This window comes from Sphingopyxis granuli (assembly GCF_001559015.1).
In the GTDB taxonomy this organism is placed as follows: Bacteria; Pseudomonadota; Alphaproteobacteria; order Sphingomonadales; family Sphingomonadaceae; genus Sphingopyxis; species Sphingopyxis granuli.
Genome location: NZ_CP012199.1, coordinates 1,793,664 through 1,816,743, shown reverse-complemented (window position 1 = coordinate 1,816,743; position 23,080 = coordinate 1,793,664). Strand labels below are relative to the sequence as shown.

17 protein-coding genes and 1 tRNA gene are annotated in these 23,080 nt (G+C 65.7%); 13 read left to right on the top strand and 5 right to left on the bottom strand.

The features are described from left to right. Positions 1 to 11: 11 nt before the first annotated feature. The 3 genes from SGRAN_RS08295 to SGRAN_RS08285 all read right to left on the bottom strand — a co-directional run bounded on the left by SGRAN_RS08295 (position 12) and on the right by SGRAN_RS08285 (position 6,410). The gene (locus SGRAN_RS08295; protein WP_067182498.1) at positions 12 to 3,344 is read right to left on the bottom strand and encodes a TonB-dependent receptor domain-containing protein; all 3,333 of its coding nucleotides are present in this window, start codon (positions 3,342 to 3,344) and stop codon (positions 12 to 14) included. A gap of 82 nt (positions 3,345 to 3,426) precedes the next feature. After that, positions 3,427 to 4,434, bottom strand: coding sequence for a dipeptide epimerase (locus tag SGRAN_RS08290; RefSeq protein WP_067182497.1), 1,008 nt, complete (start codon positions 4,432 to 4,434; stop codon positions 3,427 to 3,429). Further along, on the bottom strand, positions 4,434 to 6,410 hold the full coding sequence (locus SGRAN_RS08285; protein WP_067182489.1) for a serine hydrolase domain-containing protein: 1,977 nt from the start codon (positions 6,408 to 6,410) through the stop codon (positions 4,434 to 4,436). Before SGRAN_RS08285 ends, SGRAN_RS08290 begins: the two co-directional genes overlap by 1 nt. 142 nt (positions 6,411 to 6,552) lie before the next feature. On the opposite strand from SGRAN_RS08285, the gene SGRAN_RS08280 reads away from it, so the two are divergent. The 8 genes from SGRAN_RS08280 to mnhG all read left to right on the top strand — a co-directional run bounded on the left by SGRAN_RS08280 (position 6,553) and on the right by mnhG (position 14,578). Further along, entirely contained in the window at positions 6,553 to 7,176 is a 624-nt protein-coding gene (locus SGRAN_RS08280) for a helix-turn-helix domain-containing protein (protein WP_067106306.1), read from the top strand. 378 nt (positions 7,177 to 7,554) lie between these two features. Beyond that, positions 7,555 to 8,430 (top strand): universal stress protein, encoded by an 876-nt coding sequence (locus SGRAN_RS08275; protein WP_067106216.1) that lies wholly within the window; start codon positions 7,555 to 7,557, stop codon positions 8,428 to 8,430. 138 nt (positions 8,431 to 8,568) lie between these two features. Continuing rightward, positions 8,569 to 11,499, top strand: coding sequence for a monovalent cation/H+ antiporter subunit A (locus SGRAN_RS08270; RefSeq protein WP_067182487.1), 2,931 nt, complete (start codon positions 8,569 to 8,571; stop codon positions 11,497 to 11,499). Then, positions 11,499 to 11,846: a Na+/H+ antiporter subunit C gene (locus SGRAN_RS08265; RefSeq protein WP_067182485.1), complete on the top strand. Its 348-nt coding sequence runs from the start codon at positions 11,499 to 11,501 to the stop codon at positions 11,844 to 11,846. The genes SGRAN_RS08270 and SGRAN_RS08265 overlap by 1 nt, the downstream gene beginning before the upstream one ends. Continuing rightward, on the top strand, positions 11,843 to 13,462 hold the full coding sequence (locus SGRAN_RS08260) for a monovalent cation/H+ antiporter subunit D (RefSeq protein WP_067182483.1): 1,620 nt from the start codon (positions 11,843 to 11,845) through the stop codon (positions 13,460 to 13,462). The genes SGRAN_RS08265 and SGRAN_RS08260 overlap by 4 nt, the downstream gene beginning before the upstream one ends. Next, positions 13,459 to 13,941: a Na+/H+ antiporter subunit E gene (locus tag SGRAN_RS08255; RefSeq protein ID WP_067106207.1), complete on the top strand. Its 483-nt coding sequence runs from the start codon at positions 13,459 to 13,461 to the stop codon at positions 13,939 to 13,941. Before SGRAN_RS08260 ends, SGRAN_RS08255 begins: the two co-directional genes overlap by 4 nt. Next, positions 13,938 to 14,219 carry a K+/H+ antiporter subunit F gene (locus SGRAN_RS08250; RefSeq protein WP_067106205.1) on the top strand — a complete coding sequence of 94 codons (282 nt, stop codon included), beginning with the start codon at positions 13,938 to 13,940 and terminating at the stop codon, positions 14,217 to 14,219. Before SGRAN_RS08255 ends, SGRAN_RS08250 begins: the two co-directional genes overlap by 4 nt. Continuing rightward, positions 14,216 to 14,578 carry a monovalent cation/H(+) antiporter subunit G gene (gene mnhG, locus SGRAN_RS08245; RefSeq protein WP_174521637.1) on the top strand — a complete coding sequence of 121 codons (363 nt, stop codon included), beginning with the start codon at positions 14,216 to 14,218 and terminating at the stop codon, positions 14,576 to 14,578. The genes SGRAN_RS08250 and mnhG overlap by 4 nt, the downstream gene beginning before the upstream one ends. 37 nt (positions 14,579 to 14,615) lie before the next feature. On the opposite strand, the gene SGRAN_RS08240 is transcribed toward mnhG, so the two are convergent. After that, a tRNA-Thr gene (locus tag SGRAN_RS08240) sits at positions 14,616 to 14,691 on the bottom strand. An 82-nt stretch (positions 14,692 to 14,773) separates the two neighbouring features. Continuing rightward, entirely contained in the window at positions 14,774 to 14,998 is a 225-nt protein-coding gene (locus SGRAN_RS22175) for a hypothetical protein (RefSeq protein WP_148650829.1), read from the bottom strand. A 50-nt stretch (positions 14,999 to 15,048) separates the two neighbouring features. On the opposite strand from SGRAN_RS22175, the gene SGRAN_RS08235 reads away from it, so the two are divergent. The 5 genes from SGRAN_RS08235 to SGRAN_RS08215 all read left to right on the top strand — a co-directional run bounded on the left by SGRAN_RS08235 (position 15,049) and on the right by SGRAN_RS08215 (position 23,009). Continuing rightward, entirely contained in the window at positions 15,049 to 17,304 is a 2,256-nt protein-coding gene (locus SGRAN_RS08235) for a TonB-dependent receptor (protein WP_067182481.1), read from the top strand. Then, a complete protein-coding gene (locus SGRAN_RS08230; RefSeq protein ID WP_237233941.1) occupies positions 17,304 to 18,680 on the top strand; it encodes a sulfatase family protein in 1,377 nt (458 codons plus the stop codon). Before SGRAN_RS08235 ends, SGRAN_RS08230 begins: the two co-directional genes overlap by 1 nt. Positions 18,681 to 18,769: 89 nt before the next feature. Continuing rightward, positions 18,770 to 19,429 (top strand): TetR/AcrR family transcriptional regulator, encoded by a 660-nt coding sequence (locus SGRAN_RS08225; protein ID WP_067182478.1) that lies wholly within the window; start codon positions 18,770 to 18,772, stop codon positions 19,427 to 19,429. 77 nt (positions 19,430 to 19,506) lie between these two features. Then, the gene (locus tag SGRAN_RS08220; protein WP_067182476.1) at positions 19,507 to 20,931 is read left to right on the top strand and encodes an MFS transporter; all 1,425 of its coding nucleotides are present in this window, start codon (positions 19,507 to 19,509) and stop codon (positions 20,929 to 20,931) included. Beyond that, on the top strand, positions 20,928 to 23,009 hold the full coding sequence (locus SGRAN_RS08215; RefSeq protein ID WP_067182473.1) for a beta-glucosidase family protein: 2,082 nt from the start codon (positions 20,928 to 20,930) through the stop codon (positions 23,007 to 23,009). The genes SGRAN_RS08220 and SGRAN_RS08215 overlap by 4 nt, the downstream gene beginning before the upstream one ends. Positions 23,010 to 23,080 lie beyond the last annotated feature (71 nt).

Genomic DNA, 23,080 nt, shown 5'->3' with positions numbered 1-23,080 from the left:
CTCCGTTCGCGTCAAAAGGCCATGTCGAGCGCGACGCCGATCGTCCGGGGCTGCAACGGCGAGATGGCGAGGAAACTCGGCCGGTTGAGTCCGTCGGCCATCGTCGTGCGCGCCATCTCGCCCTTGTTGTCGAGCAGATTGCGCGCATAGGCCCGCAGCGTCCAGTGGTCGTCGAACACCAGCGACGCGTTGAGATCGACCGACGTATAGGGTCTGGCGCGCGCGACGAGCGGGTCGCTCTCGACCAGCGAGAGTCGGCTGCTCGCATGGCGGATGCCCGCGCCGAAGCTGCCCCGCGTGCCGCCGCCGAGCCCGAATTCATAGTCGGCGCGCAGCGCGCCGCTGAACCTGGGCACCGCGGGCAGGCGGTCGCCATCGACGCCGCTGATCTCGGGCACATCCTCGCTGAGCCCGGCGTCCGTGTAGCTGCCCGTCGCGGTGATCGTCAGCCCCGGCACGGGACGGAACGCGATATTGCCTTCGAAACCCTTGCTGGTCGCCTTGCCGCCGTTCGCGCCGCCCGACACGCCGCCGAAGGCGCGCGTGACCTGGATGTCGGTCCAGTCCATCCAGAACCCCGCGACGTCGATCGTCACCGCCCGGTCGGCTAGGTCGGCCTTCAGCCCGACCTCGTAATTCGTCATGCGGTCGGCATCGACGCTCGGCGGGACGTTGGGGACGATGACGTTCGGGCCGCCGGGACGATAGCCGGTCGCGACGCGCGCATAGAGCATCGCATCCGGGGTGATGTGGAACTGCGGGCTGACCGAGAAGGTCCACACGCTCTCGGCCGAGGTGCCCGGATCGTCGGCGGACGGGACGATCGCGCCCGAACTGATCTGGCGGAAGGTCTGCTCGTTGCGCGCCCAGCGCAACCCGGCGGTGATTTCGAACCGGTCGCTGAACTTGAAGGTGCCGTTCCCGAAGACCGCATATTCCTTGTAGGTCGCGGGCAGGCCCACGGTCGCGAGCGGATCGAGCGAAGCGATGAGATTGCCGTCCATGTCATAGGAATGCACGAGCTGCGCATTGCTGGTTTTCTCGTCGGTGTAGAAGCCGCCGATCATCCATTCGAAGCGGCCGCCGCTCGGCGAGGCGAGCCGCAGTTCCTGGGTCCATTTGCGGAGCCCGAGGTCGAGATAGAAAGGCGTGATGCCGGCGTCGATCGGCGGATCGGTGATGAACGGGAAGAGCACGCCGAAGGCATAGCTCGCGTCCTGAAGCTGGCGGCTCTGCGTCTTGCTGTAGGTCGTCGCCGAGGTCAGCGTCGCGGCGCCGAAATCATAGTCGATCGTCGCCGAATAATAATCGAGGTCGATGTCGTAGGATTCGGGGACGTAATTGTTGTACGAGCGCCCGTCGCCGAGCCGCACGCCGGTGAGGTCGGCGGCATAAATCCCGTTGCCGTCGGAATCGAGCGATTGCCAGATGCCCGCCAGCTTCACGCTGAGTTCGGCCGCCGGCTGCCACAACAGCGCGACGCGGCCGCCGCGCTGCTCATAATCATTCTGATCCTTCAGCGCGGCATTGTTGACGCTGCCGACCCATCCCGGGGTGCTGCGCCAGGCGAAGCTGCCGGTGACCGCCAGCTGGTCCTCGACGACCGGGATGTTGACGAACGCCTGCCCGCCCCAGCCGAGACCGTCGCCGCCCTTGATGCCAAAGTCTTCGATCCCGGCGCGCACGCGGAACGCCCGCGTGTCCGGCTGGACGGTGACATATTTGACGAGCCCGCCGATCGAGCTCGCGCCGTAGAGCGTCCCCTGCGGCCCCTTGAGCACCTCGATGCGTTCGAGGTCATAGGGCATCAGGTCGATCGTGAACTGCCCGGCGCGGTTGTAGAGCGCGCTCGATCCGACCGGCGCGTCGTCGAGATAGATGCCGACGGTCTGGCCCGAGTTGAGCGGCGCGACGCCGCGCAGGGTGATCGTCGTCTGGCCGGGCGTGCCGCTGTTGCTGACGTTCATCCCGGGAACATAGCCCGCATAGTCGACGAGCGAGGCCGAGCCCTGCTCCTGCAGTTCCTCGCCCGCGACGACGCTGATCGCGATCGGCACGTCCTGCACGTTCTGCACGCGCTTCTGTGCGGTGACGACGATCTCGCCGCTGCTTCCGGTCGCCGCTGCCTCCTGCGCGTGCGCGGGGACCGCGGTCGTCAGAGCGATCAGGCTGGCCGCAACAAAACACCTCTTTTTCATCGTCTTACCCCCAGACTTGGGCGAGCAGGCGGCGGAAGTTGCCCCCGAGCACGGCCCCGATATTGTCGTTGGATAGCCCCGGCGGATCAGTTCCTCGGTAAGGTCGAAGACCTTGCGCGGATGGTCGAATCCGTCGATGTCGATCTTGTCGCGAAAGGCGTAGCTGCCCTTGTAGCCCGCCTTCAGCAGCGCATATTCGTCGGGCTTCATGTCGTCATAGCCGTTGAGGTCGGCGTCCGAGCCGATGCCGACATGCTCGACCCCGACCAGCTTCGCGACATGGTCGACATGGTCCGCCATATGCCCGACGTCGGTCGGGTCGGTCGCGCGCACGAACATCCGCACGCCGGTGATCCCCATCACCCCGCCCTTCGCCGCGAGCGCGCGGATCGCCTCGTCAGCCTTGGCGCGCGGATGGCTGGCGATCGCGCGGGCATTGCTGTGGGTGATCGCGATCGGCCCACGCGCGATCGCAATCGCGTCGAGGGTCGTCCGGTCGCCGCAATGCGACACGTCGACGAGCATGCGCTCCGTCTCCATCGCCGCGATGATCGCCGCGCCATAGTCGCTGACACCGCCATCGACGCGATCGGTGCTGCCCGACCCGATCATGTTCTGGCTGTTGTAGGTGAGCTGCGCGCAGCGCAGGCCGAGGCGGCGGAAGGTCGCGACATCCTCGACCGCCTCGAACTGGTCGGCGTTCTGGATGCCCATGATGACGGCGCATTTGCCGTCCCTCTTCGCCCGGTCGAGATCGTCGGCGGTGTCGACGAGCGTGAAGACGTGACTGTTGCGCCCGACGAACCCCTGCCAGCCGGCCATATATTCGAGCGCCTGCGCCTTCGCGCCGGGGCCGCCAAGGCCATAGGCGTTGTGAAAGCCGGTGATGCCGCTGGCGCGGAATTCAGCGGCTTCGGCATCGGTCAGGCGATGCGCGACATAGGCGGGCGACGTCGTGATCTTGAGCGGTGCCAGCATGTCGATGACCAGCGACGAAGCGACGAGGTCGACCGCACGGCGCGAATAGGCGCGCGCCGGATCGGCCGCGAAGGCATAGATGCCCCTGTTGATCATCGGCGCGGACAAAGCGGCACCGACCGCGCCCGCGATGGCCGCGCGGCGCGTTACCCGGAATGATCGCGTCATTCCATCCTCCACCCAGGAAATTTCGATTTCTAGACTATTGTCCTAATCAGAAAATTGTCAACCCGTTTAGGACATAAATTTGTCAGCCACCCCAAATGCCGGCGGGACAATGGATCATGCCGCCGCGATATTCGACGCCGGGATCGCGGTCGCGCGCGAGGAAGGTCGGCCCGTCGAGGTCGACGATGTCGCAAAGCTGCCCGACGAGGTAGGCGGGCGCCATCGACAGGCTGGTGCCCATCATGTTGCCGACCATCACGTCGAGGCCGAGCGTCCGCGCCTGCCGCGCGATCGCAAGCCCTTCGGTCAGCCCGCCGCACTTGTCGAGCTTGATGTTCACGACGTCGAAACGCCCGACGAGCGACGCGGTGTCGGCGAGCGACAGCGCGCTTTCGTCGGCGACGAAGGGGAGCGGCCGCTTGACACCGTCGAGATCGGCCTCGCGTCCGCGCGGCGCCGGCTGTTCGAGTTGCGCGACGCGCATCTCGACAAGCACCGGCAACAGGTCGGCGAGCGTCCGGATGTCATAGCCCTGGTTCGCATCGACACCGATCCAGGCGTCGGGACGCGCGGCGCGGATCGCGGAGACCCGTGCGATATCGTCGGCCAGATCGCCGGTCAGCTTGACCTTCACCGGCGCTTGCGGGTCGATCGCCAGCGCCGCCTTTGCCATGACCTCCGGATCATCGGCGCCGAGCGTCAGGGTCGAGCGCAGCGCCTTCGGCGGGTCGAGACCGGCGAGGTCCCAGACCGGCCGGCCCTGCTGCTTCGCCTCCAGGTCCCAGAAGGCGCAGTCGAGCGCGTTGCGTGCGCCGCCCGGCGGCAGGAGATGTTGCAGGTCGCCGCGCGTCGCGCCACCCTCGATCGCCTCGCGCGCGCGCATCGCCTCGCCAAGCATATGATCGATGTCGTCGCCCAGATAATAGACGCCGGCACCCTCGCCGCGCCCGACATGCGTCCCATCCGACAGTTCGGCAACGAGCAGCGCGGTCTCTGTGAAGACATGGCCCGAAATGCGGAACGGCTGGTGATAGGGAAAGCGCTCGACCCGCAGGTCGAGCGCCAGGGTGGGTGCAGGCTGCGTCGCCATCAATAGACCATCCCGAAGCCATAGAGATGGAAGGCGAGCGTCACCCAGGCGAGGATCAGCGCCGCGAGGACCAGCAGCATCGCGCCGAGCTTCATCGTCCAGCGGCGCTTGCCCTGGATGCTGAGCCAAAAGTGCCACACCGCCGCCGCCAGCAAGCCGAGGGCGGCGACCGGCGTCAGGATGCGCAGCAGGTGGATCAGCCAGTCGAGCGGGCCGCCGATGCTGCCGATATCGGCCGAGAAGACGGCAACGAGCCCCGCCCAGCCGATGACCGCGGCCAGCACCAGCCACGCGAAGACGCGCGACAGGCGATAGGCGCGCAGCGCTTTGCCTTCGAGCACGAAATTCGCAGCGAAGCTGCGCCGGACCAACGCGCGCACCGGCCAGGCGAGCGCCGCAAGCAGCGTGATGCCGAGCGCGAAGATGAGCGCCGGGTTGAGCCATGCCGCGTTGACGCCGGCGGGTGCGGGCTCGAACACCATGAAGGGCGATCCGGCATCAAGGCTCCAGCGCACGACGCGGCCGTCCTTCACCTCTGCGGCGAGGCGTTCGCCCGTGTTCGTGTCGCGCCACACGAAAGGCTCAACCTCGACCCAGTCGCGCGCCCCGGCGCTCAGGCCTTCGAGCCCCGGCACCGTGATCTTGCCGTCTTCGGTCAGCGACACGGCGGGCTGGCCGAGCAGGCCGAACAGGCTCATAAAATTGGTGAAGGAACCGCGGCTGCTGACATAATGGCCGACCATCATCTTCGCATGCTGCCGCGCGGTCTTCTCATCGACCTGCCCCGGCTTCTCCGCGCCCGGCAGATAGCGATCGGCGAATTTATGGAACAGCGCGCTGCGGATCGCGCCCGCCGCGCCTTCCTTGCCCGGGCTGTTCATCGAAATGAAGACGCCGATGTCGGCATCGGGGAACAGCCACAGATAGGAATGGAACCAGACGGTATCGCCGCCATGCGCGATCGCACGGTGACCGTTGACCCATTGCTCGTAGAAGCCGAGCGCCATGCTGTTGAGCGGGCCGACGCCGGGCGCCTTGAAATCGTGCATCATCTTCGCGGTTTCGGGCTTCAGCAGACCCGCGCCGTCATTGAGGTGCGCGATCATGAACTTGCCCATGTCGGCGCCGCTCGCCGACAGGCTGCCCGCCGGCGCCGGAATGACCATCTCGAACGGCCGCGCCTTTTGCGTGACGTCGGGATAGCCGCCCGCCATGTCGGGCACGAGCGCCTTCGGAAGCGGCTGGCGGAACGTCGCATGCGTCATGCCGAGCGGCCTGAAGATATGATTGTCGATATAATCGTCGAACGGCTCGCCGCTGACGCGCTCGACGATATAGCCCGCGAGCGCGGTGGCATAGTTCGAATAGGCGGGCGTCGTGCCGGGCGCGAAGACGCGCTGCGGCAGCGCGAGCGGCATCTGCCGCTTGAGCGTCATCACCGCTTTCGGATCGTTGCTAATCAGATGGCGGACCGATTCCTCGAAGCCCGCCGTGTGCGTCATGATGTTGCGCAGCGTGATCGGCTTGCCCTCGAAGGGCGGAATCTTGAAGTCGAGATAGGCATTCACATCCTTGTCGAGGTCGAGCTTGCCCGCCTCGACCTGCTGCATCACCGCGGTCCAGGTGAAGAGCTTCGACACCGATCCCGGTCGGAAAAGCGTGGTCTCCGGCAGGACGGGCTTGCGCTTGGCGACGTCGGCATAACCATAGCCCTTTTCGAGCACGACCTGATCGCCGCGCACGACCACGACGACCGCGCCTGGAATGCGCGCGCGTTCGAGCGCGTAGGGCAGGAAGCCGTCGAGGAAGGCTTCGAGATCGGCCGAACTAAGCGTAGCCGCCTGAGCGGGTTTCGCCGCCGGCAGCGGCGCCGCCTCGACCTTCTTGACGGTCGGCGCCGGGACCGGCCCCTGTGCGGCGAGCGGCACTGCGGCGAGCGCGGCGAGCCCGATCATGGCCTTTCGGATGAAACGCATCGCTTTCCCCCTTTTTCTGGCGCGCCCTCTGAAACCTTGCAGCGAGCCGCGCGACCCCTTACCAAGGAGCCAACACCTATTGGCCCATTGGGGATATAATGATCCTGATTGGAAAATTGTCAAACATGGAATGGAAAAACTGATGGCGGACCGTTCGAACCCGCCGACGCTCGGCGCGGTGATGCGCGGAATTCGCTCGCGAAACGGCTGGACGCTCAAGGAAATGAGCGCGAAATCAGGTATCCCCGTGTCGACGCTGTCGAAGGTCGAGCACGACCGGCTGACCCTGAGCTACGATAAGCTCCAGCAGCTCAGCCAGCGACTCAACATCCGCATGTCGGATCTTTTCGCCGAGGGCGAGGAAGAGAGCGCGCCGCGCGTCACGGGCCGCCGCAGCATCGGCACGAAGGAAAAGGCGGTGCGCGTCACGACTGACAATTACGATTATCACTATCTTTGCACCGATCTGCGGCAAAAGCGGATGCTCCCCATCATCACCCGCATCCGCGCGCGCAGCGCCAGCGAGTTCGGCGAACTCGTCCGCCACCAGGGGGAGGAATTCATCTTCGTCATCGAGGGGCGGATCGAGGTGCACAGCGAATTCTACGATCCGGTCACGCTCGAACAGGGTCAGGGCATCTATATCGATTCGACGATGGGGCATGCCTATGTCGTCGGCGAAGGCTGCGAGGAGGCGCTCGTCCTCGGCGTCTGCTCGAGCGCCGACGACGGGCTGATGGACTCGCTGATGAGCCTGCACGGCTAGGACGGATCGTTCCAAATCCGGCGAGGTTTGCCCTTTTCGACAGGGCATCGTTCCCCGGCGAAAGCCGGGGTCCACGCGGGGCAGCGTCATGCCATCTGACCCCGGCTTTCGCCGGGGAACAAGCTCTTACATTCTGAAGGGCATATACGCCAAACAAGTTCAGGGGGACGGAAGATCAGCGAACGTGCAGCAAGGCTGAATCCCTGCGCCTCCCCGCGGGCGGCCGACAGGCGTGTCGGATTTCCGGTTGAAATCCCGGTCGTTATTGTATGAAGGAGGCATGGTTCGCCCATGCCGTCCCTTTCGGCGCCGGGCGATCCCAGCGCCGCCACGGCCGTCTCCTGTTGCAATGACGCGACTGCAAATCCGGGAATGACCATGACCGACACCACGCCCCGCCACATTCTCCTTGCCACCGACCTCAGCTGTCGCTGCGACCGCGCGCTGGACCGCGCCGTGCAGTTGGCGGGCGAATGGGGCGCGGAGCTTACTGCCGCAACGGTGATCGAACCCGAACCCGCGGACCTTCTCGACCCCCGCCCCTCGTCCTGGCGCCGGCAGGCGACGCCCGCCGAGCGGATGCACTGGCGCCTGGCGCGCGATGTCGCCAGCGTCGCGGACGATATCGGCGTGGTGGTCGAAACCGGCGATCCCGCCACGAAGCTGGTCGAGATCGCCGAACATGAGCATTGCGACCTGATCGTCACCGGCATCGCGCGCGACGAGACGCTGGGGCGGATGATCCTGGGCAACACCGTCAGCCGCCTCGTGCGCCGGGCCGCGGTGCCGGTGCTGGTCGTGCGCGACCGCCCGGCCGGACCCTATCGCCGGATCGTGATCGCCACCGATTTTTCCGAAGCCGCGCTCCAGGCGACGCTCGTCGCCTCCGCCTTCTTTCCCGCGGCGGCGCTGACCCTTTTTCATGGATATGACGTGCCCTACACCGGTTATCTCACCGACCGCGACTTCACGTCGGAATCGCGAGCCAAGGCCGACGAAGCCAGGGCGATGCTGCGAGCCGAGAGCCGCATCGACGCCGCGCTGCTCGAACGGCTGGACGTCGTCGTCGAACGCGGCACGCCCGAAATGCTGATCAGCGACCATGTCGAGGACCATCACGGCGACCTGACCGTCGTTGGAAGCCAGGGGCACGGCATCCTGTTCGACGCGTTCATCGGCAGCATGGACAAGCGGCTGCTCGATACGCTCGAAGGCGATCTCCTGATCGTTCCGGGCGCGGCGGGGGCCGGATAGACGCGTCGGCGCCGCCGCGCCCGATCACCCGCACCGCAAAAAACTCAACTCACGCCTTGCTCCGCCGCGCCAACGTCTACCATAAGGGGGGACGCCCTCGGGCAGCGCACCAGGCGATGGAGATCTTCCCCCTACCTTATGCACGACCCCCGCTTCCTCCTGGCCGTCGTCGCGCTTCCATTTCTGGGCAGCGCGATCGCGGCATTCCTGCCGGCCCGCGGCCGGAACCTCGCCTCGACGCTGGCGGGGGTGATCGCGCTTGCCGGCGCCATGATCATCGCGGCCTATTATCCGCTCGTTGAGCGCGGCGAGGTCGTGCGCCACGAACTGGCGTGGCTGCCGACGCTCGGGCTCAACCTGACACTTCGGCTCGACGGCTTCACCTGGCTGTTCGCGACGCTCGTCCTCGGCATCGGGGCGCTCGTCATCCTCTATGCGCGCTACTACATGTCGCCGGACGATCCGGTACCGCGCTTCTTCGCCTTCCTCCAGGCGTTCATGGGGTCGATGCTCGGCATCGTCCTGTCGGGCAACCTGATCCAGATCGCCTTCTTCTGGGAATTGACCAGCCTCTTTTCCTTCCTGCTGATCGGATATTGGCACCATAATCAAAGCGCGCGCGACGGCGCGCGCATGGCGCTGATCGTCACCGGCGCGGGCGGCGTGTGCCTGCTCGTCGGGCTGCTGCTGCTCGGGCGGATGGCGGGAAGCTACGACGTCGATGCGGTGCTTGCGGCGCGCGATGCCATCCACGCCGACAAGGCCTATCTTCCGGCCCTGATCCTGATCCTGATCGGCGCATTCACCAAGAGCGCGCAGGTCCCTTTCCACTTCTGGCTGCCGCATGCCATGGCCGCCCCGACGCCCGTATCCGCCTATCTGCATTCGGCGACGATGGTGAAGGCGGGCATCTTTCTGCTCACCCTGCTCTGGCCGGTCCTCTCGGGCACCGACAGCTGGTATCTGATCGTCACCACGACCGGCCTCGCGACGCTGCTGGTCGGCGCCTGGGCGGCGATATTCCAGCAGGATCTGAAGGGCCTGCTCGCCTATTCGACGATCAGCCACCTCGGCCTCATCACGCTGCTGCTGGGGCTGGGCAGTCCGCTCGCGGCGGTGGCGGCCATCTTCCACACCGTCAATCACGCCACCTTCAAGGCGTCGCTGTTCATGGCCACCGGGATCATCGACCATGAAACGGGAACGCGCGACCTGCGCCGGTTGAGCGGCCTCGTCCGCTTCATGCCGATCACCGCCACGCTCGCGATGGTCGCGGCGGCGGCGATGGCGGGCGTGCCGCTGCTCAACGGCTTCCTGTCGAAGGAGATGTTCCTCGCCGAAGCGCTCGAAGCGCACAGCGGCACGATCATCGACGTGGCACTGCCCTATCTCGCGACGCTGGCCAGCGCTTTCAGCGTCTTCTATTCGGTTCGCTTCATCCACCAGACCTTCTTCGGACCGCCGCCGGTCGACCTGCCGCACCAGCCGGCCGAAGCGCCGCACTGGATACGCCTGCCGATCGAGATACTGGTGCTCGCCTGCCTGCTCGTCGGGATCGTTCCGGCGCTCACCATCGGGCCATTCCTCGCCAGCGCCGTCCAGTCGGTGCTGGGGGACCAAACGCCGACCTACAGCCTGGCGATATGGCACGGGTTCACCCTGCCGCTGGCGATGAGCTTCATCGCGCTGATCGCCGGTACGGCGCTCTATATCCTGTTCCGCGAGCGGCTGAACGCCGTCGAGCGATCGCCGCTGATCGGCCGGCTGAAGGGACGCCGCACCTTCGAGGCGGTGCTCGCGGCGATCGTCAATGCGGCGCGCGGCCTGCACGAGCGGCTCGGCACCCGGCGTCTGCAGGTGCAGTTGCGGCTGATCGTCGTCACCGCGCTGCTGCTCGGCACCCTTCCCTTCCTGCGGCTCGGCTATAGCCGGGGTCCGCTGCAGGATACGCTGATCGATCCGGTCTTCGGCCTGCTGTGGCTGTGCGGCGGCGCCTGCGCCATCGCGGCGGCGTGGCAGGCGAAATTCCATCGGCTGGTCGCGCTCGTCCTGGTCGGGGCCGCCGGGCTTGCCGTCTGCATCAGCTTCATCTGGCTGTCGGCGCCCGACCTCGGGCTGACGCAACTGCTCGTCGAGATCGTCACCCTCGTCCTGCTTCTGCTCAGCCTGCGCTGGCTGCCGCAGCGCCGCCCCGCCATATGGGCCGAGGAGCGCAAGCCGCCGATGGTCCTGATCCGGCGCGGCGGCGACCTGCTGCTCGCGATCGCCGGCGGGACGGGGGTGGCCGCGCTCGCCTATGCGATGATGACCCGGCCGATGCCGGACAGCATCTCGCGCTATTTCGTCGAGAACGCCTATTCGGGTGGCGGCGGAACCAATGTCGTCAACGTCATCCTCGTCGATTTCCGCGGGTTCGACACGCTGGGAGAGATCACCGTCCTGTCGATCGTCGCGCTGACCGTCTTCACCCTGCTGCGCCGGTTCCGTCCCGCGCCGGAAAGCATCGAGATTCCCGACCAGCAGCGGCGGCAGAATGCGTTCGACGAAGCGAGCAAGGATCATGCGATGGGCGATACGCTCGTCCATTATCTCTTCGTCCCGCGCATCATCATGCAATGGCTGTTCCCGGTCGTCCTGACCTTTGCCCTCTATCTGCTGATGCGCGGCCACGACCTGCCCGGCGGCGGCTTCGCCGCGGGCATCGCCACGTCGATCGCCTTCCTCCTCCTCTACATGGCGAACGGCACGCGACTGGTCGAAGCGAGCCTGAGCGTCCAGCCGGTGCGCTGGATCAGCGCCGGACTGGTCTGCGCGGTTGCGACCGGCCTTGCCGCCTGGTTGTTCGGCTACCCCTTCCTGACCAGCCATTCGCGCTATCTGACGCTGCCGCTGATCGGCGATATTCCGCTGGCGAGCGCGTTGCTGTTCGATATCGGCGTGTTCGCGGTGGTCGTCGGCACCACGCTGCTGATGCTGATCGCCATCGCGCACCAGTCGATCCGTTCGCCGCGCGCGCGCAAGCCGGTTCAGCCCGCGGCGGCCGAGCCGGGCACCGGGGGGAGCGCCTGATGGAAATCCTCCTTTCGCTCGCCATCGGGGTGCTGACGGCGTCGGGCCTGTGGCTGCTGTTCCGGCCGCGCACCTTTCAGGTGATCCTCGGCCTGTCGCTCCTTTCCTATGCGGTCAACCTGTTCATCGTGGCGGCCGGTCGGCTGCGCAGCGACGCGCCGCCGATCATCGGCAAGGATCCGGCGTCCGCCGATCCCGCGCTCTACGCCGATCCGCTGCCGCAGGCGCTGGTGCTGACGGCGATCGTCATCTCGTTCGCGACGACCGCGCTGCTGCTGGTGGTGCTGCTCGCCTCGCGCGGCCTGACCGGCACCGACCATGTCGATGGCGAGGACGGCGAAGCATGACCGGCTGGCTCCATCACCTGATCATCACGCCGATCCTGCTACCGCTGCTGGCCAGCGCGCTGATGCTCGCCTTCGACGAGCGGCGGCGCGTCCTGAAACGGTGGCTGAGCCTGATCGCATCCGCGCTGCTGATCGCCAATGCCGCGTCGCTGCTGTGGTTCACCAGCGACGCGGGCAATGCGGGCACCGACAGCCCCCATGTCTATCTGCTCGGCAACTGGGCGGCGCCCTTCGGAATCGTGCTGGTGGTCGACCGCCTGTCGGCGACGATGCTCCTGCTCGCCAACGTGCTCGGCTTCACCTCGCTATTCTATGCGCTGGCGCGCTGGGACCGGTCGGGACCGCGCTTCCACGCGCTGTTCCTGCTGTTGCTGATGGGTGTGAACGGCGCGTTCCTGACCGGCGACATCTTCAACCTCTTCGTCTTCTTCGAAGTGCTGCTCGCCGCCTCCTATGGCCTGATTCTGCACGGCGCGGGGACCGAGCGAACCAGCGCTAGCCTGCATTACATCACCATCAACATCGCGGCCTCGCTGCTCTTCCTGATCGGTGTGGCGCTGATCTATTCGGTCACAGGTACGCTCAACATGGCCGACCTCGCCACCCGCGTCGCCCGCACCGATCCCGGCGACATCGCGCTGCTGGAGGCCGGCGCGGCGATCCTGGGCGTCGCCTTTCTGGTCAAGGCGGGCGTCTGGCCGCTGAGCTTCTGGCTCCCGCGCACCTATGCCGCCGCCGCGCCGCCGGTCGCCGCGCTGTTCGCGATCATGACCAAGGTCGGCGTCTACGTCATCCTCCGCCTTTCCTTCCTGCTGTTCGGCGAAGCATCGGGCGACGTCGCCGGCTTCGCCAACGACGGGCTGCTCTATGGCGGTCTCGCCACCATGGTCTTCGGCGTCATCGGCATCCTGTCCGCCCGCCAGCTCACGCGGGTCGTCGGGCACTATGTGCTGGTTTCGTCGGGCACGCTGCTCGCCGGGCTCGGCATCGGCGGCCAGCCGCTCATCGCCGCGCTGCTCTTCTATCTTGTCAGCTCGACGCTCGCGATCAGCGCGCTCTACCTCATCATCGAACCCGTCGAACGCAACGCCGACGAGGACGACATGATCGAAGGCATCGCCGAGCCCGTGTTCGAGGACGAATATGTCGGCGCGATCGAGGAAGAGGAGGACGAGACGGGCGTCGTCATCCCCGGAACGATCGCCATCCTCGGCGGCGGCTTCATCTTCTGCGCGCTGCTGCTTGCCGGATTGCCGCCGCTGTCGGGCTTCATTGCCAAATTCGCCATCATCGATGCGTTGCTGCGCGCGGGTGCGGTCGGACCGATGAACTGGACGCTGATCGGACTGCTCATCGTGTCCGGCCTCGCGACGATGATCGTGATGACCCGCGCCGGCATCGACCTGCTGTGGACGCCGGGCGAGGACGCCCCGTCGCGCCTCAGCCTGGTCGAGGTCGCGCCCATCGCGCTGCTGCTCGCCGTCTGCCTGGCGCTGATGCTGTGGGCCGGGCCGGTCATGGCCTATCTCGAGGCGACATCGGCCGCGCTGCACGATCCGGCCGGCTATCTTTCCGCCGTCGCCGGCGCGCCTCCGGCGGGGAGCGCGCAGCCATGAGGCGGCTCGTCCCCTACCCGCTGCTGGCGCTCGCGCTGTTCGCAATGTGGACGCTGCTGACCGGCTTCTCGCCCGGGCACATCCTGCTCGGCGCTCTGGTCGCGCTGATCGTGTCGCGGTCGATGCTGTCGCTCAAGCCCGAACCGCCGCGCGTGCGGGTCGGATGGGCGATGGTCCGGCTCGCCGGAATCGTGCTGGTGGACATCGTCCGTTCCAACATCGCGGTGGGGAAGATCATCCTGTTCAACCCGCCGCACCGTCATTCGGACTTCATCGAACTGCCGACCGAGCTGCGCAGCCCCTATGCACTGGCCGTGCTCGCACTCATCATCACAGCGACGCCGGGGTCGCTGTGGGTACAGCACGACGCGAACCGGCACGTCATCCTGATCCATATCCTCGATCTGGTCGACGAAGCCGAATGGGTTCGGCAGATCCGGCAGCGTTACGAGCGGCTTCTGATGGAGATATTCGAATGAACGCGCTGTTCCTGGCGCTGGTGATCACCGCCGCGCAGATCGTGCTAGGCCTCGCGATGGGATGCGCCGCCTTTCGCATGCTGCGCGGTCCGCGCGCGCAGGATCGGGTCCTCGGGCTCGACACGCTCTACCTGACGGGGATGCTGCTGCTGCTCACCTATGGTATTCAGACCGGCCGCACCCTCTATTTCGAGGCGGCGCTGGTCATCGCGCTGCTAGGATTCGTGGGTACCGTCGCGCTCGGCAAGTTCCTGATGCGGGGAGAAGTCATCGAATGATGCAGGCACCCGATCTGCCGACCTGGGCCGCGATCATCGTCGGCCTCCTGGTCCTCGGCGGCGCGATCATCACGCTGGTGGGCGCGTTCGGCCTGATACGCCTGAAGACCTTCTATGCGCGCGTCCACGCCACGACGCTGGGCGCGACCGCGGGCATGGCGGCGATCCTGCTCGGCTCCATGCTGTGCTTCTCGATCACGCAGGGCCGGCCGGTCGTCCATGAGATATTGATCGCGCTGTTCGTCACCCTGACGACGCCGGTCACGCTGATCCTGCTCGCCCGCGCGGCGATCTATCGCGATCGCAGCGAAAAGCTCCCGCAGCTTCCGACCCGCAGCGAGCCGGAGCGCGCCGAATAACGTCCGTGCCGTACCAAATCGTCGATCATGGAGATTGTGGTGCCGCTTAGGTGACTCGAACACCTGACCCCATCATTACGAATGATGTGCTCTACCAACTGAGCTAAAGCGGCAACGAGGGGCGCCTCTACCAGCGTGTCGGGGCGAAGACAAGCGCCGTTGCGCAGATTCTCCCGTCGAACGGCAGGCGACATATCATGCGATCCTGCGCACCGATCCGGTAACGAAATTTCCCGTAATTTTCCATTTTAAAACAAAATCTTGAACCCCGCCATTTCGAAGCGAGCAGCTTTCCACCGGCCTTGCGGCGAAGATATGGCGCACCCACGCCATCGTCGGCTCGCCGCAATCGACGGATGTTTCGTTGCTCGCCGCCCTTTGCTCATGGCCGGGGCGGGATGCCGGATTCATGCTTGACATTCGCCAGCTCAAATTATTATCCGAGTGGATAAATAAATGGGAGGATGCGGATGAAGAGCATATTCGTGGCGTTGATGGGATCGACGCTGCTCGCGAGCGGCGCCCATGCGCAGGACACCGCTCCCCTGTCCGCTTCGGAGAACGCAAGCGTCGCTGGCGACGAGATCGTCGTGACGGCCCAGAAACGCGAACAGTCGTTGCAGGACGTTCCACTGTCGGTCGCGGTGCTGAGCGGCGAGCAGTTGAGCAACCGGAACATCACTGAAATCTCCCAGTTGCAGACGACGACCCCGAACTTCTCCTTCCAGGGCAGCAACAACCCGCGCGGTGCCGGCCTGGCGATCCGCGGCATCGGCACGAACAATTTCTCGTCGGCGATCGAGGGTTCGGTCGGCATCGTCATCGACGGTGTGCCGATCGGGCGGCAGGGCGCGGGGATGACCGACCTGTTCGACATCCAGCGGATTGAAGTGCTGCGCGGTCCGCAGGGCACCTTGTTCGGCAAGAATGCCTCAGCCGGCGTCCTCAACATCGTGACCACCGATCCCAGCTACAGCTGGGGCGGCAAGGTCCAGGCGACCTACGGCGAGTTCGACGAATTCGTGCTGCGCGGAACGGTCACCGGCGGCCTGACCTCGAATCTGGCGTTTCGCGCATCGGCTTATCGCACGAAACGCGACGGCTATATTCACAACCGATTCGACGACAGCCGCCTCAACGATCGCGACGAGTGGGGCGGTCGCGCGAAGCTGTTGTGGGAACCCGCCGACAATATCCGCGTGCTCGTCGCGGGCGACTATTCGTCGCGCGACGCCGCCTGCTGCATGTGGACGATCCGCAGTTTCGGCAACAATGCCGATATCCGCAACCGGGTGACCGCCGCGGGCATCGTTCCCGGCCCCGACAACCGGGAGGTTGCGCTCGACGGCCGCACGTTCATCCGCCAGGAAACCTATGGCGGATCGGTGCAGGTCGATATCGAGGGCACCGGGGGCATCACGGTGACGTCGATCACCGGCCTGCGCTGGTGGGATGCGACCGACAACAACGACGCCGACCAACGGCCGACCCCCGTTCTTAACATCAACAATGGCGACAGCCGTCAGCGCCAGTTCACGCAGGAACTGCGCCTGACCTCTCCGTCCGGCGAGCCGTTCGAGTGGGTCGGCGGCCTGTTCCTCTTCAACCAGGATTATGAACTCGGCAATTCGCAGCAGGGCACGTTCGACCAGCCTCTGCCGCCCGGCGTCCAGTTGTCGCGCGCGATCTTCGTCGAGAACGATACCCAGAATTTCGCCGCCTTCGCCGATGCGACCTATCATCTGAGCGATCAGTTCAACGTCTTCGGCGGACTGCGCTACACGGTCGAGCGGCTGAACACGCATTTTCGGCGCTTCGCCAATCCGGGTACCATCCTGCTCGGACCCAATGTCGACCAGAAGATGAAGCGCGTCGACGGCGCATGGACGTGGCGCATGGGGGCGCAATTCCGTCCGACCGAAGAGGTGACGCTCTATGGCAGCGTCGCGCGCGGGTTCAAGGGCGGCGGCTTCAATGCGCTGCAGGACTCGACCTTGCTGCGCACCGTCGAACCCGAGATTCCGACGTCGTACGAATTCGGCGCCAAGACCGAGTTGTTCGATCGCCGGGTGCGCTTCAACATCGCCTTCTTCAGCACCGATTTCGACGATTTCCAGGCGCAGGCGATCGGCGTTTCGGACACCGGTACCCTGGTGTTCGACGTGATCAATGCCGGCTCGCTGCGCACGCGCGGGATCGAGGCCGACGTCGACATCAATATGGGATCGGGCCTGCGTCTGATGGGCGGCGCGGCCTATACCAGGGCGAAATATACCGACTTCGCGGGCGCGCCCTGTTATTTCGGCCAGACGGTGGCCCAGGGCTGCATCGTTTCGGGCGGGCAGGCGCGGCAGGATCTGACCGGCAAGGAACTGGCGATGGCGCCCAAGTTCACGGCGAACGCGTCCGCGCGTTACGAAACCGAGGTTTCGGCGGCGGGCGCGAGCGTTTTCGGCCAGCTTTCCTTTGCCTATCGCGGCAGCACCTTCACCGCGCTCGACCTCGATCCAAAATCGGTGCAGAAGGCTTATGGCCTGCTCGATGCCCAAATCGGCTTCGCATTGCCGGGCGACCGCCTGCGAGCGTGGATCTGGGGCAAGAATCTGACCGACAAGAGCTTCGTCGAACTGATCTACGACACGCCTCTCGACACCGGCGGGCAATCGCAGTTCTTCCCGTCGACCGCGGCGCGGCAGTTCGGGGCCACGGTGGAGTATAGATTCTGATGATGGAACTCGATCGCCGCAGCCTGCTCGCCAGCCTTGCCGTCGCCGGAGCCGGCGGGGTCTCCACACTGGCACTGGCGCGGTCGAAGGACAGCGCCGCGCGGCGCCGTCCGCCGAATTTCATCGTCGTCCTCGCCGACGATCTCGGGTACGGCGACATCGGGGCCAATGGCTCGCGCGCGATCCGCACGCCCAATATCGACCGGCTTGCCGCCGACGGGCTGCTGATGACCGATGCCTATGCCTCGGCGAATATCTGCACCCCGTCGCGCGCCGGCCTGCTGACCGGGCGTTATCCGATCCGCACCGGGCTGGCGTGGCAAGTGATCCAGGCGGACGACACGAACGGCCTGCCGCCCGAAGAGGTCACGATTCCCGAAGTGCTCGGCGACGACTATGCATCGGCGCTGATCGGCAAATGGCATCTTGGGCACACCCCACCCTATTGGCCGCCGACCGTGCAGGGATTCGACCTGTTCTTCGGCCTTCCCTATAGCCACGACATGAAGCCGCTGTCGCTCTATACCGCGGGCGAGGGCGTGGAATTCACCCAGGAAGACGTCGACATGGTGGCCCTGACGCAGCGATTCTTCGCGCGGGCCGGCGAGTTCGTCGACGCCAATCGCGATCGCCCCTTTTTCCTGATGCTCGCGCTGACCGCGCCGCATATTCCGCTTCACCCGACGAAGGAACACGCCGGGCACTCGCCGGCCGGCGACTATGGCGACGTCGTCGAAGAGGTCGATGCCGAACTCGGCCGCCTGCGCGAACAGATCGAACGGCTCGACCTTCAGAACGATACCTATGTCATCGTCACGTCGGACAATGGACCATGGTTCGAAGGATCGACCGGCGAACTGCGCGATCGCAAGGGCGGCGCGGGATGGGACGGCGGCTATCGCGTTCCGTTCATCGCCTGGGGCCCCGGCCGCATCCCGGCCGGCAGTCGCAGCAGCGCGATCACGATGAATTTCGACCTGTTGCCGACCTTCGCCGCACTCGCCGGCAAACCGCTGCCGAAGGATCTCGTTCTCGACGGCAAGGATATCAGCGCGGTTCTGCTCGACGGCGCGCCGAGCCCACACGAAGCACTGGTCCTGTTCGACAACGAGAAGGTCGCGGCGATCCGCACCGATCGCTGGAAATTCGTCGCGCGCAGCTATTATCGGGGATATGATCTGCCGCTGGCACGGATCGGTGCCAATCTATTGTTCGACGTGCGCAGCGATCCCGGCGAGGATTATAATCTGGCGACGCGCCATCCCAAGGTCGTGAAGGCCATGCGCGCGCGCTTCGAGCAATATCGCCAGACATATGAGCCGCTCGGACGGAAAAAGGAGCCCGATCGGCTTCCGGGCGGCAAAGCCCTCCCCTGAGCCGCTTCTCCATTATTGCTTATGCCCGATTGTCGCTGGTATTGGCGGCGCGGTCGAACGATATTGATTCAAGGTCTGAGGCAAGCAGGTTGCAGTCGAAACCGGGACGGAAAAGAAAAACCCAGGATCGCGGAGTCGCGACCCGGCAGCGGATCGTCGAAGAAGCCCTGCAGCTTTTCTCCCGCCATGGCTTCGACGGTGTCGGAGTCCGTGAAATAGCCGAAAGCGTCGGCGTCCAGCACGGGCTGATCAAATATCATTTCGGCACAAAGGACGAATTGTGGCGCGAGGCGGTTCGTCTGCTCTTCACCCGCATGAGCGAGATATTGGAGCCCGAGCCCGGCGAAGCCGACCTTCCCCCCGCCAAGGCTTTCGAAATCTCGTTGCGGCGCTATGTCCGCTATTGCGCCGAGCACCCCGAGCATGCGCGGCTGATGGTTCAGGAATCCTTCCGCGACAATGAGCGACTGGCGTGGGCATCGGAAAGCTTCATCCGCCCCAGCCACGACCGGATCTTCCCACGATGGGACATCCTGATGCGCGACGGCACGATGCCGCGGGTCGACCCGGCGCTGATGGTCTATGCGCTGACGGGGGCCGCCCAGTCGATCTTCAACCTCGCTGCTGAAGCGAAATTGACGCACGGCATCGACGCATGCTCGAACCAGACGATCGAGGCCTATTCCGACGCGATCATCGCCCTGTTCCTTCCCGGCCTTGCAAAGCGCGAAGAAGCATCCGGAAAATAATTATCCGATTGGATAAAAATTAGAGACAGACGGACCCTGGTGCGATAGACGCTCCCCATAAAAGGGAGAGAGCAGCGATGGCCGATGGCAGCGTTGGAGCGGGGCAACACCGCGATCTTGCGGACCGATCATCCCTGCCCACCGGCGCGGTCGTCGCTTACGGGTCGGGCGATCTGGCGTTCAACCTCTATTTCACCTTCTGCTCGCTGTTCCTGCTCTATTTCTACACCGACGTCCTTGGTATTTCCGCCTCGGTCGGCGGATTGATCATCATGGCGGCGCTCATGTGGGAGGGGATTACCGATCCCGCGATGGGCGTGATCGCGAGCCGGACGCGGAGCCGGTTCGGCAGCTATCGCCCCTATCTGGCGTTCGGCGCACCGCTCCTCGCCCTCGCTTTCGTCTCCATGTTCCTGCCGCTGGGCCTTTCGGGCAACGCGCTCGCCTTCTTCTGCCTCGCGACGCACATCCTGTTCCGCACGGTCTACACCGTCGTGAACATTCCCTTCGTAGCCCTATCGGCCCGCATGAGCGCGGACTCGCTCGTCCGGTCGCGACTGGCGGGAGCGCGCATGCTGTTCGCGATCGTCACCGGCCTGTTCCTCGCTGCGGCGACGCTGCCGCTCGTCGCCCGCTTCGGCGGCGGCCGCGAAGGCTTCCTGTGGGTCGCAACGCTCTATGCGTTCATCGCCACGCTGGTGCTGCTCAACTGCTTCAAGCGCACCCAGGAAACGATCGGCGAAGCGCCCGACGCGCATCCGACCTTTTCCGCGATGCTTCGCGCGGTCGGGTCGAACCGCGTATTCCTGCTCCTGCTCGGCGCAACCCTCGTCGGCTCGATCGGTTATGCGATGGGCGGCAAGGCGCTGCTCTATTACATGAAATATTATGCGGGATCCGAGGAGACGATCACTATCGGCCTGACGGTCTCGCTCGCCGCGGCGGCCCTGTCGATGCTCCCCTGGGTCAAGGTGACGCAGCGCATCGGCAAGCGCGCGGTGTGGTTGAGCGGCATCGCGATCAGTGCGACCGCCAACATCCTGATCTTCGCCATCGCGCCGAAGGCGGGGCCGATGCTTTACGGCTTGCTGGCGTTCAGCGGCGTCGGGAACGCAGCCTTCGTGCTGACTTTCTGGTCGATGCTGCCCGATACCGTCGAGGTAGGCGAATGGCAGACCGGCCTCCGCGCAGAGGGGGCACTCGTCGGCTTTCTCGCCTTCACGCAGAAGGTCGCGCTCGGCGTCGGAACGGGCCTGATCGGCATATTGCTCGACGTCATCGGCTATGTCCCCAACGCGCCGCAAGCCCCCGACACGCTGACGAGCATCCGCGGACTGGCAACGCTCGTCCCCGCGGCGCTGGCGGTCGGCGCCGGGCTGTTCATCTATTTCTACCCGCTCGACACGCGGACCCACGCGCGGCTCGTCCGGGCGATCGGATGGCGTAATGCACGCCGCCGCGGCCGGGCTTCATCCACCCCCGACAATGGACAGACGACATGACCGACCAGCAGCATGATTTCTCCCCGCGGCGCGGCGCTTCCGAGGAATGGATCGCCGAGACGATCGATGCGATCATGGAGCATGCAACGCTGGCGGAGAAAGTCGGCATGCTGTCCGGCCGCGGCTTTTTCCGGGAGTTCGCCGCCGACGACAAGCTATGGGGCGCGCGGCCCTATCGCGCCGGGAGCGGAATCGAACGCCTCGGTGTCCCGCCGCTGTGGTTCACCGACGGGCCGCGCGGCGTCGCGCGCGGGCAGAGCACCTGCTTCCCCTGCACCATGGCGCGCGGCGCGACCTTCGACACCGACCTCGAAATGCGGATCGGCGAGGCAATGGGGAAGGAAATCCGCGCGCAGGGCTGCGACCTTTCGGGCGCGGTCTGCATCAATATCCTTCGCCACCCCGCCTGGGGCCGGGCGCAGGAAACCTATGGCGAGGACCCGCACCATCTGGGCGCCATGGGAAGCGCGCTGGGGCTTGGCATCCAGACCCAGAATGTGATGGCGACGGTCAAGCATTTCGCACTCAACTCGATGGAGAACGCACGGTTCAAGGTCGATGTGCGGGTCGGCGAGCGTGCGCTTCACGAAGTCTATCTGCCGCATTTCAAGATGGCGCTCGACGCCGGCGTGGCGAGCGTGATGAGCGCCTACAACAAGTTCGACGGCGAATATTGCGGCCAGCATCACGGCTTGCTGACGGACATCCTGCGTGGCGAATGGGGTTTCGCGGGCTTCGTGCATTCCGACTGGGTGATGGGCCTTTACAAGCCCTATGCCGTCGCGGCGGGGCTCGACATCGAAAATCCCGAACCGCAGATTCTGGGCGAAAAGCTGATCGCCGCGGTCGAGGCGGGGCATGTCGCGCCCTTCGTGATCGACCGCGCCTGCCGCAACATCCTGCGCACGCAATATCGCTTCGCCTGCGCGCCCGATCCGCTGACCGCCTATCCCGCCGAACTGGTCGCGTCCGCGGAGCATGTCGCGCTGGCACGCGAGGCGGCGGAGAAGTCGATCGTGCTGCTCGAGAACAACGGCGTCCTGCCGCTCGACCGCAGCCGGGTCCGCCGTCTCGCCGTGCTCGGCCGGCTGGCGTCGCTCGAGAACACCGGCGACATGGGGTCGAGCCGCGTTCGCGCTCCCCATGTGGTCACGCCGATCGAGGCGCTGCGCGCGATGCTGGGCGCCGACGCCATCGCGGTCGGCGACGAGGATGACATCGACGCGGCGGTCGCGGCGGCGCGCGATGCCGACGCCGCGCTGATCGTCGCAGGCTACAATGCACGCGAAGAAGGCGAATATATACCGGGCGACATCACGCTGGGCCAGGAAAGCGATGCAAGCGGCAGGCGCCCGGCGATCGGAGGGGATCGGCTGTCGCTCGACCTGCCCGCGCGGCAGATTGCGCTGATCGAAGCCGTCGCCGCGACCGGAACGCCCGTGGTCGTCGCGATCGTCGCGGGATCGGCGGTGCTGGTGGAAGGCTGGCGCGCGCAGGCGGGGGCGATCCTCCAGACCTTCTATTCGGGGATGGAGGGCGGCGCCGCGCTCGCCGATATCCTGTTCGGCGACGTCAATCCGTCGGGTCGCCTTCCCTTCACGGTGGCGCGCGATCCCGCCGATTATCCCTTCTTCGACCGCGATGCGGACAGGATCGTCTACGATCATTGGCACGGTTATGCGAAGCTGATGCGCGACGGGATCGAGCCGCGCTATCCCTTCGGGCACGGCCTCAGCTACACGCGTTTCGCCCGCCGCGCCCTGCGCGTCTCGGCATCCGACCGGGCGGTGCATGTTTCCGTCACCGTCGCCAATGTCGGCGACCGTCCCGGCGACGACAGCATCCTGTGCCATGTCCGGTATCCGGGCAGCGTCGAGCGTTGGTCGCAGGCGCTGAAGGCCTTCACGCGCGTTTCCCTTCAGCCCGGCGAAACGCGGACGATCGCGATGACCATCGATCTCGACGATCTGCGCTACCGTGACGAGACGGCGCACGGCTGGAAGCTCGAATCGGGGCCCCATGAAATCTGCATATCCGGGGGCGTCGAGCCCGATCTCAGCGTATCGGTTCGGTTCTAGTCCAACTCGAAAGGCGATTACCGAACGGCCTATGCCGGCCGCCGGAACCTGGCCGAAGGAAAGGGCGGAAA

Coding starts and splice junctions, on each gene's coding strand:
- SGRAN_RS08215 (WP_067182473.1), top strand. CDS start 20,928: ATGACCGACCAGCAGCATGATTTCTCCCCGCGGCGCGGCGCTTCCGAG.
- SGRAN_RS08250 (WP_067106205.1), top strand. CDS start 13,938: ATGAACGCGCTGTTCCTGGCGCTGGTGATCACCGCCGCGCAGATCGTG.
- SGRAN_RS08260 (WP_067182483.1), top strand. CDS start 11,843: ATGACCGGCTGGCTCCATCACCTGATCATCACGCCGATCCTGCTACCG.
- SGRAN_RS22175 (WP_148650829.1), bottom strand. CDS start 14,998: ATGTCAAGCATGAATCCGGCATCCCGCCCCGGCCATGAGCAAAGGGCG.
- SGRAN_RS08280 (WP_067106306.1), top strand. CDS start 6,553: ATGGCGGACCGTTCGAACCCGCCGACGCTCGGCGCGGTGATGCGCGGA.
- SGRAN_RS08230 (WP_237233941.1), top strand. CDS start 17,304: ATGATGGAACTCGATCGCCGCAGCCTGCTCGCCAGCCTTGCCGTCGCC.
- SGRAN_RS08255 (WP_067106207.1), top strand. CDS start 13,459: ATGAGGCGGCTCGTCCCCTACCCGCTGCTGGCGCTCGCGCTGTTCGCA.
- SGRAN_RS08235 (WP_067182481.1), top strand. CDS start 15,049: ATGAAGAGCATATTCGTGGCGTTGATGGGATCGACGCTGCTCGCGAGC.
- SGRAN_RS08290 (WP_067182497.1), bottom strand. CDS start 4,434: ATGGCGACGCAGCCTGCACCCACCCTGGCGCTCGACCTGCGGGTCGAG.
- SGRAN_RS08295 (WP_067182498.1), bottom strand. CDS start 3,344: ATGACGCGATCATTCCGGGTAACGCGCCGCGCGGCCATCGCGGGCGCG.
- SGRAN_RS08275 (WP_067106216.1), top strand. CDS start 7,555: ATGACCGACACCACGCCCCGCCACATTCTCCTTGCCACCGACCTCAGC.
- SGRAN_RS08265 (WP_067182485.1), top strand. CDS start 11,499: ATGGAAATCCTCCTTTCGCTCGCCATCGGGGTGCTGACGGCGTCGGGC.
- SGRAN_RS08270 (WP_067182487.1), top strand. CDS start 8,569: ATGCACGACCCCCGCTTCCTCCTGGCCGTCGTCGCGCTTCCATTTCTG.
- SGRAN_RS08285 (WP_067182489.1), bottom strand. CDS start 6,410: ATGCGTTTCATCCGAAAGGCCATGATCGGGCTCGCCGCGCTCGCCGCA.
- SGRAN_RS08220 (WP_067182476.1), top strand. CDS start 19,507: ATGGCCGATGGCAGCGTTGGAGCGGGGCAACACCGCGATCTTGCGGAC.
- mnhG (WP_174521637.1), top strand. CDS start 14,216: ATGATGCAGGCACCCGATCTGCCGACCTGGGCCGCGATCATCGTCGGC.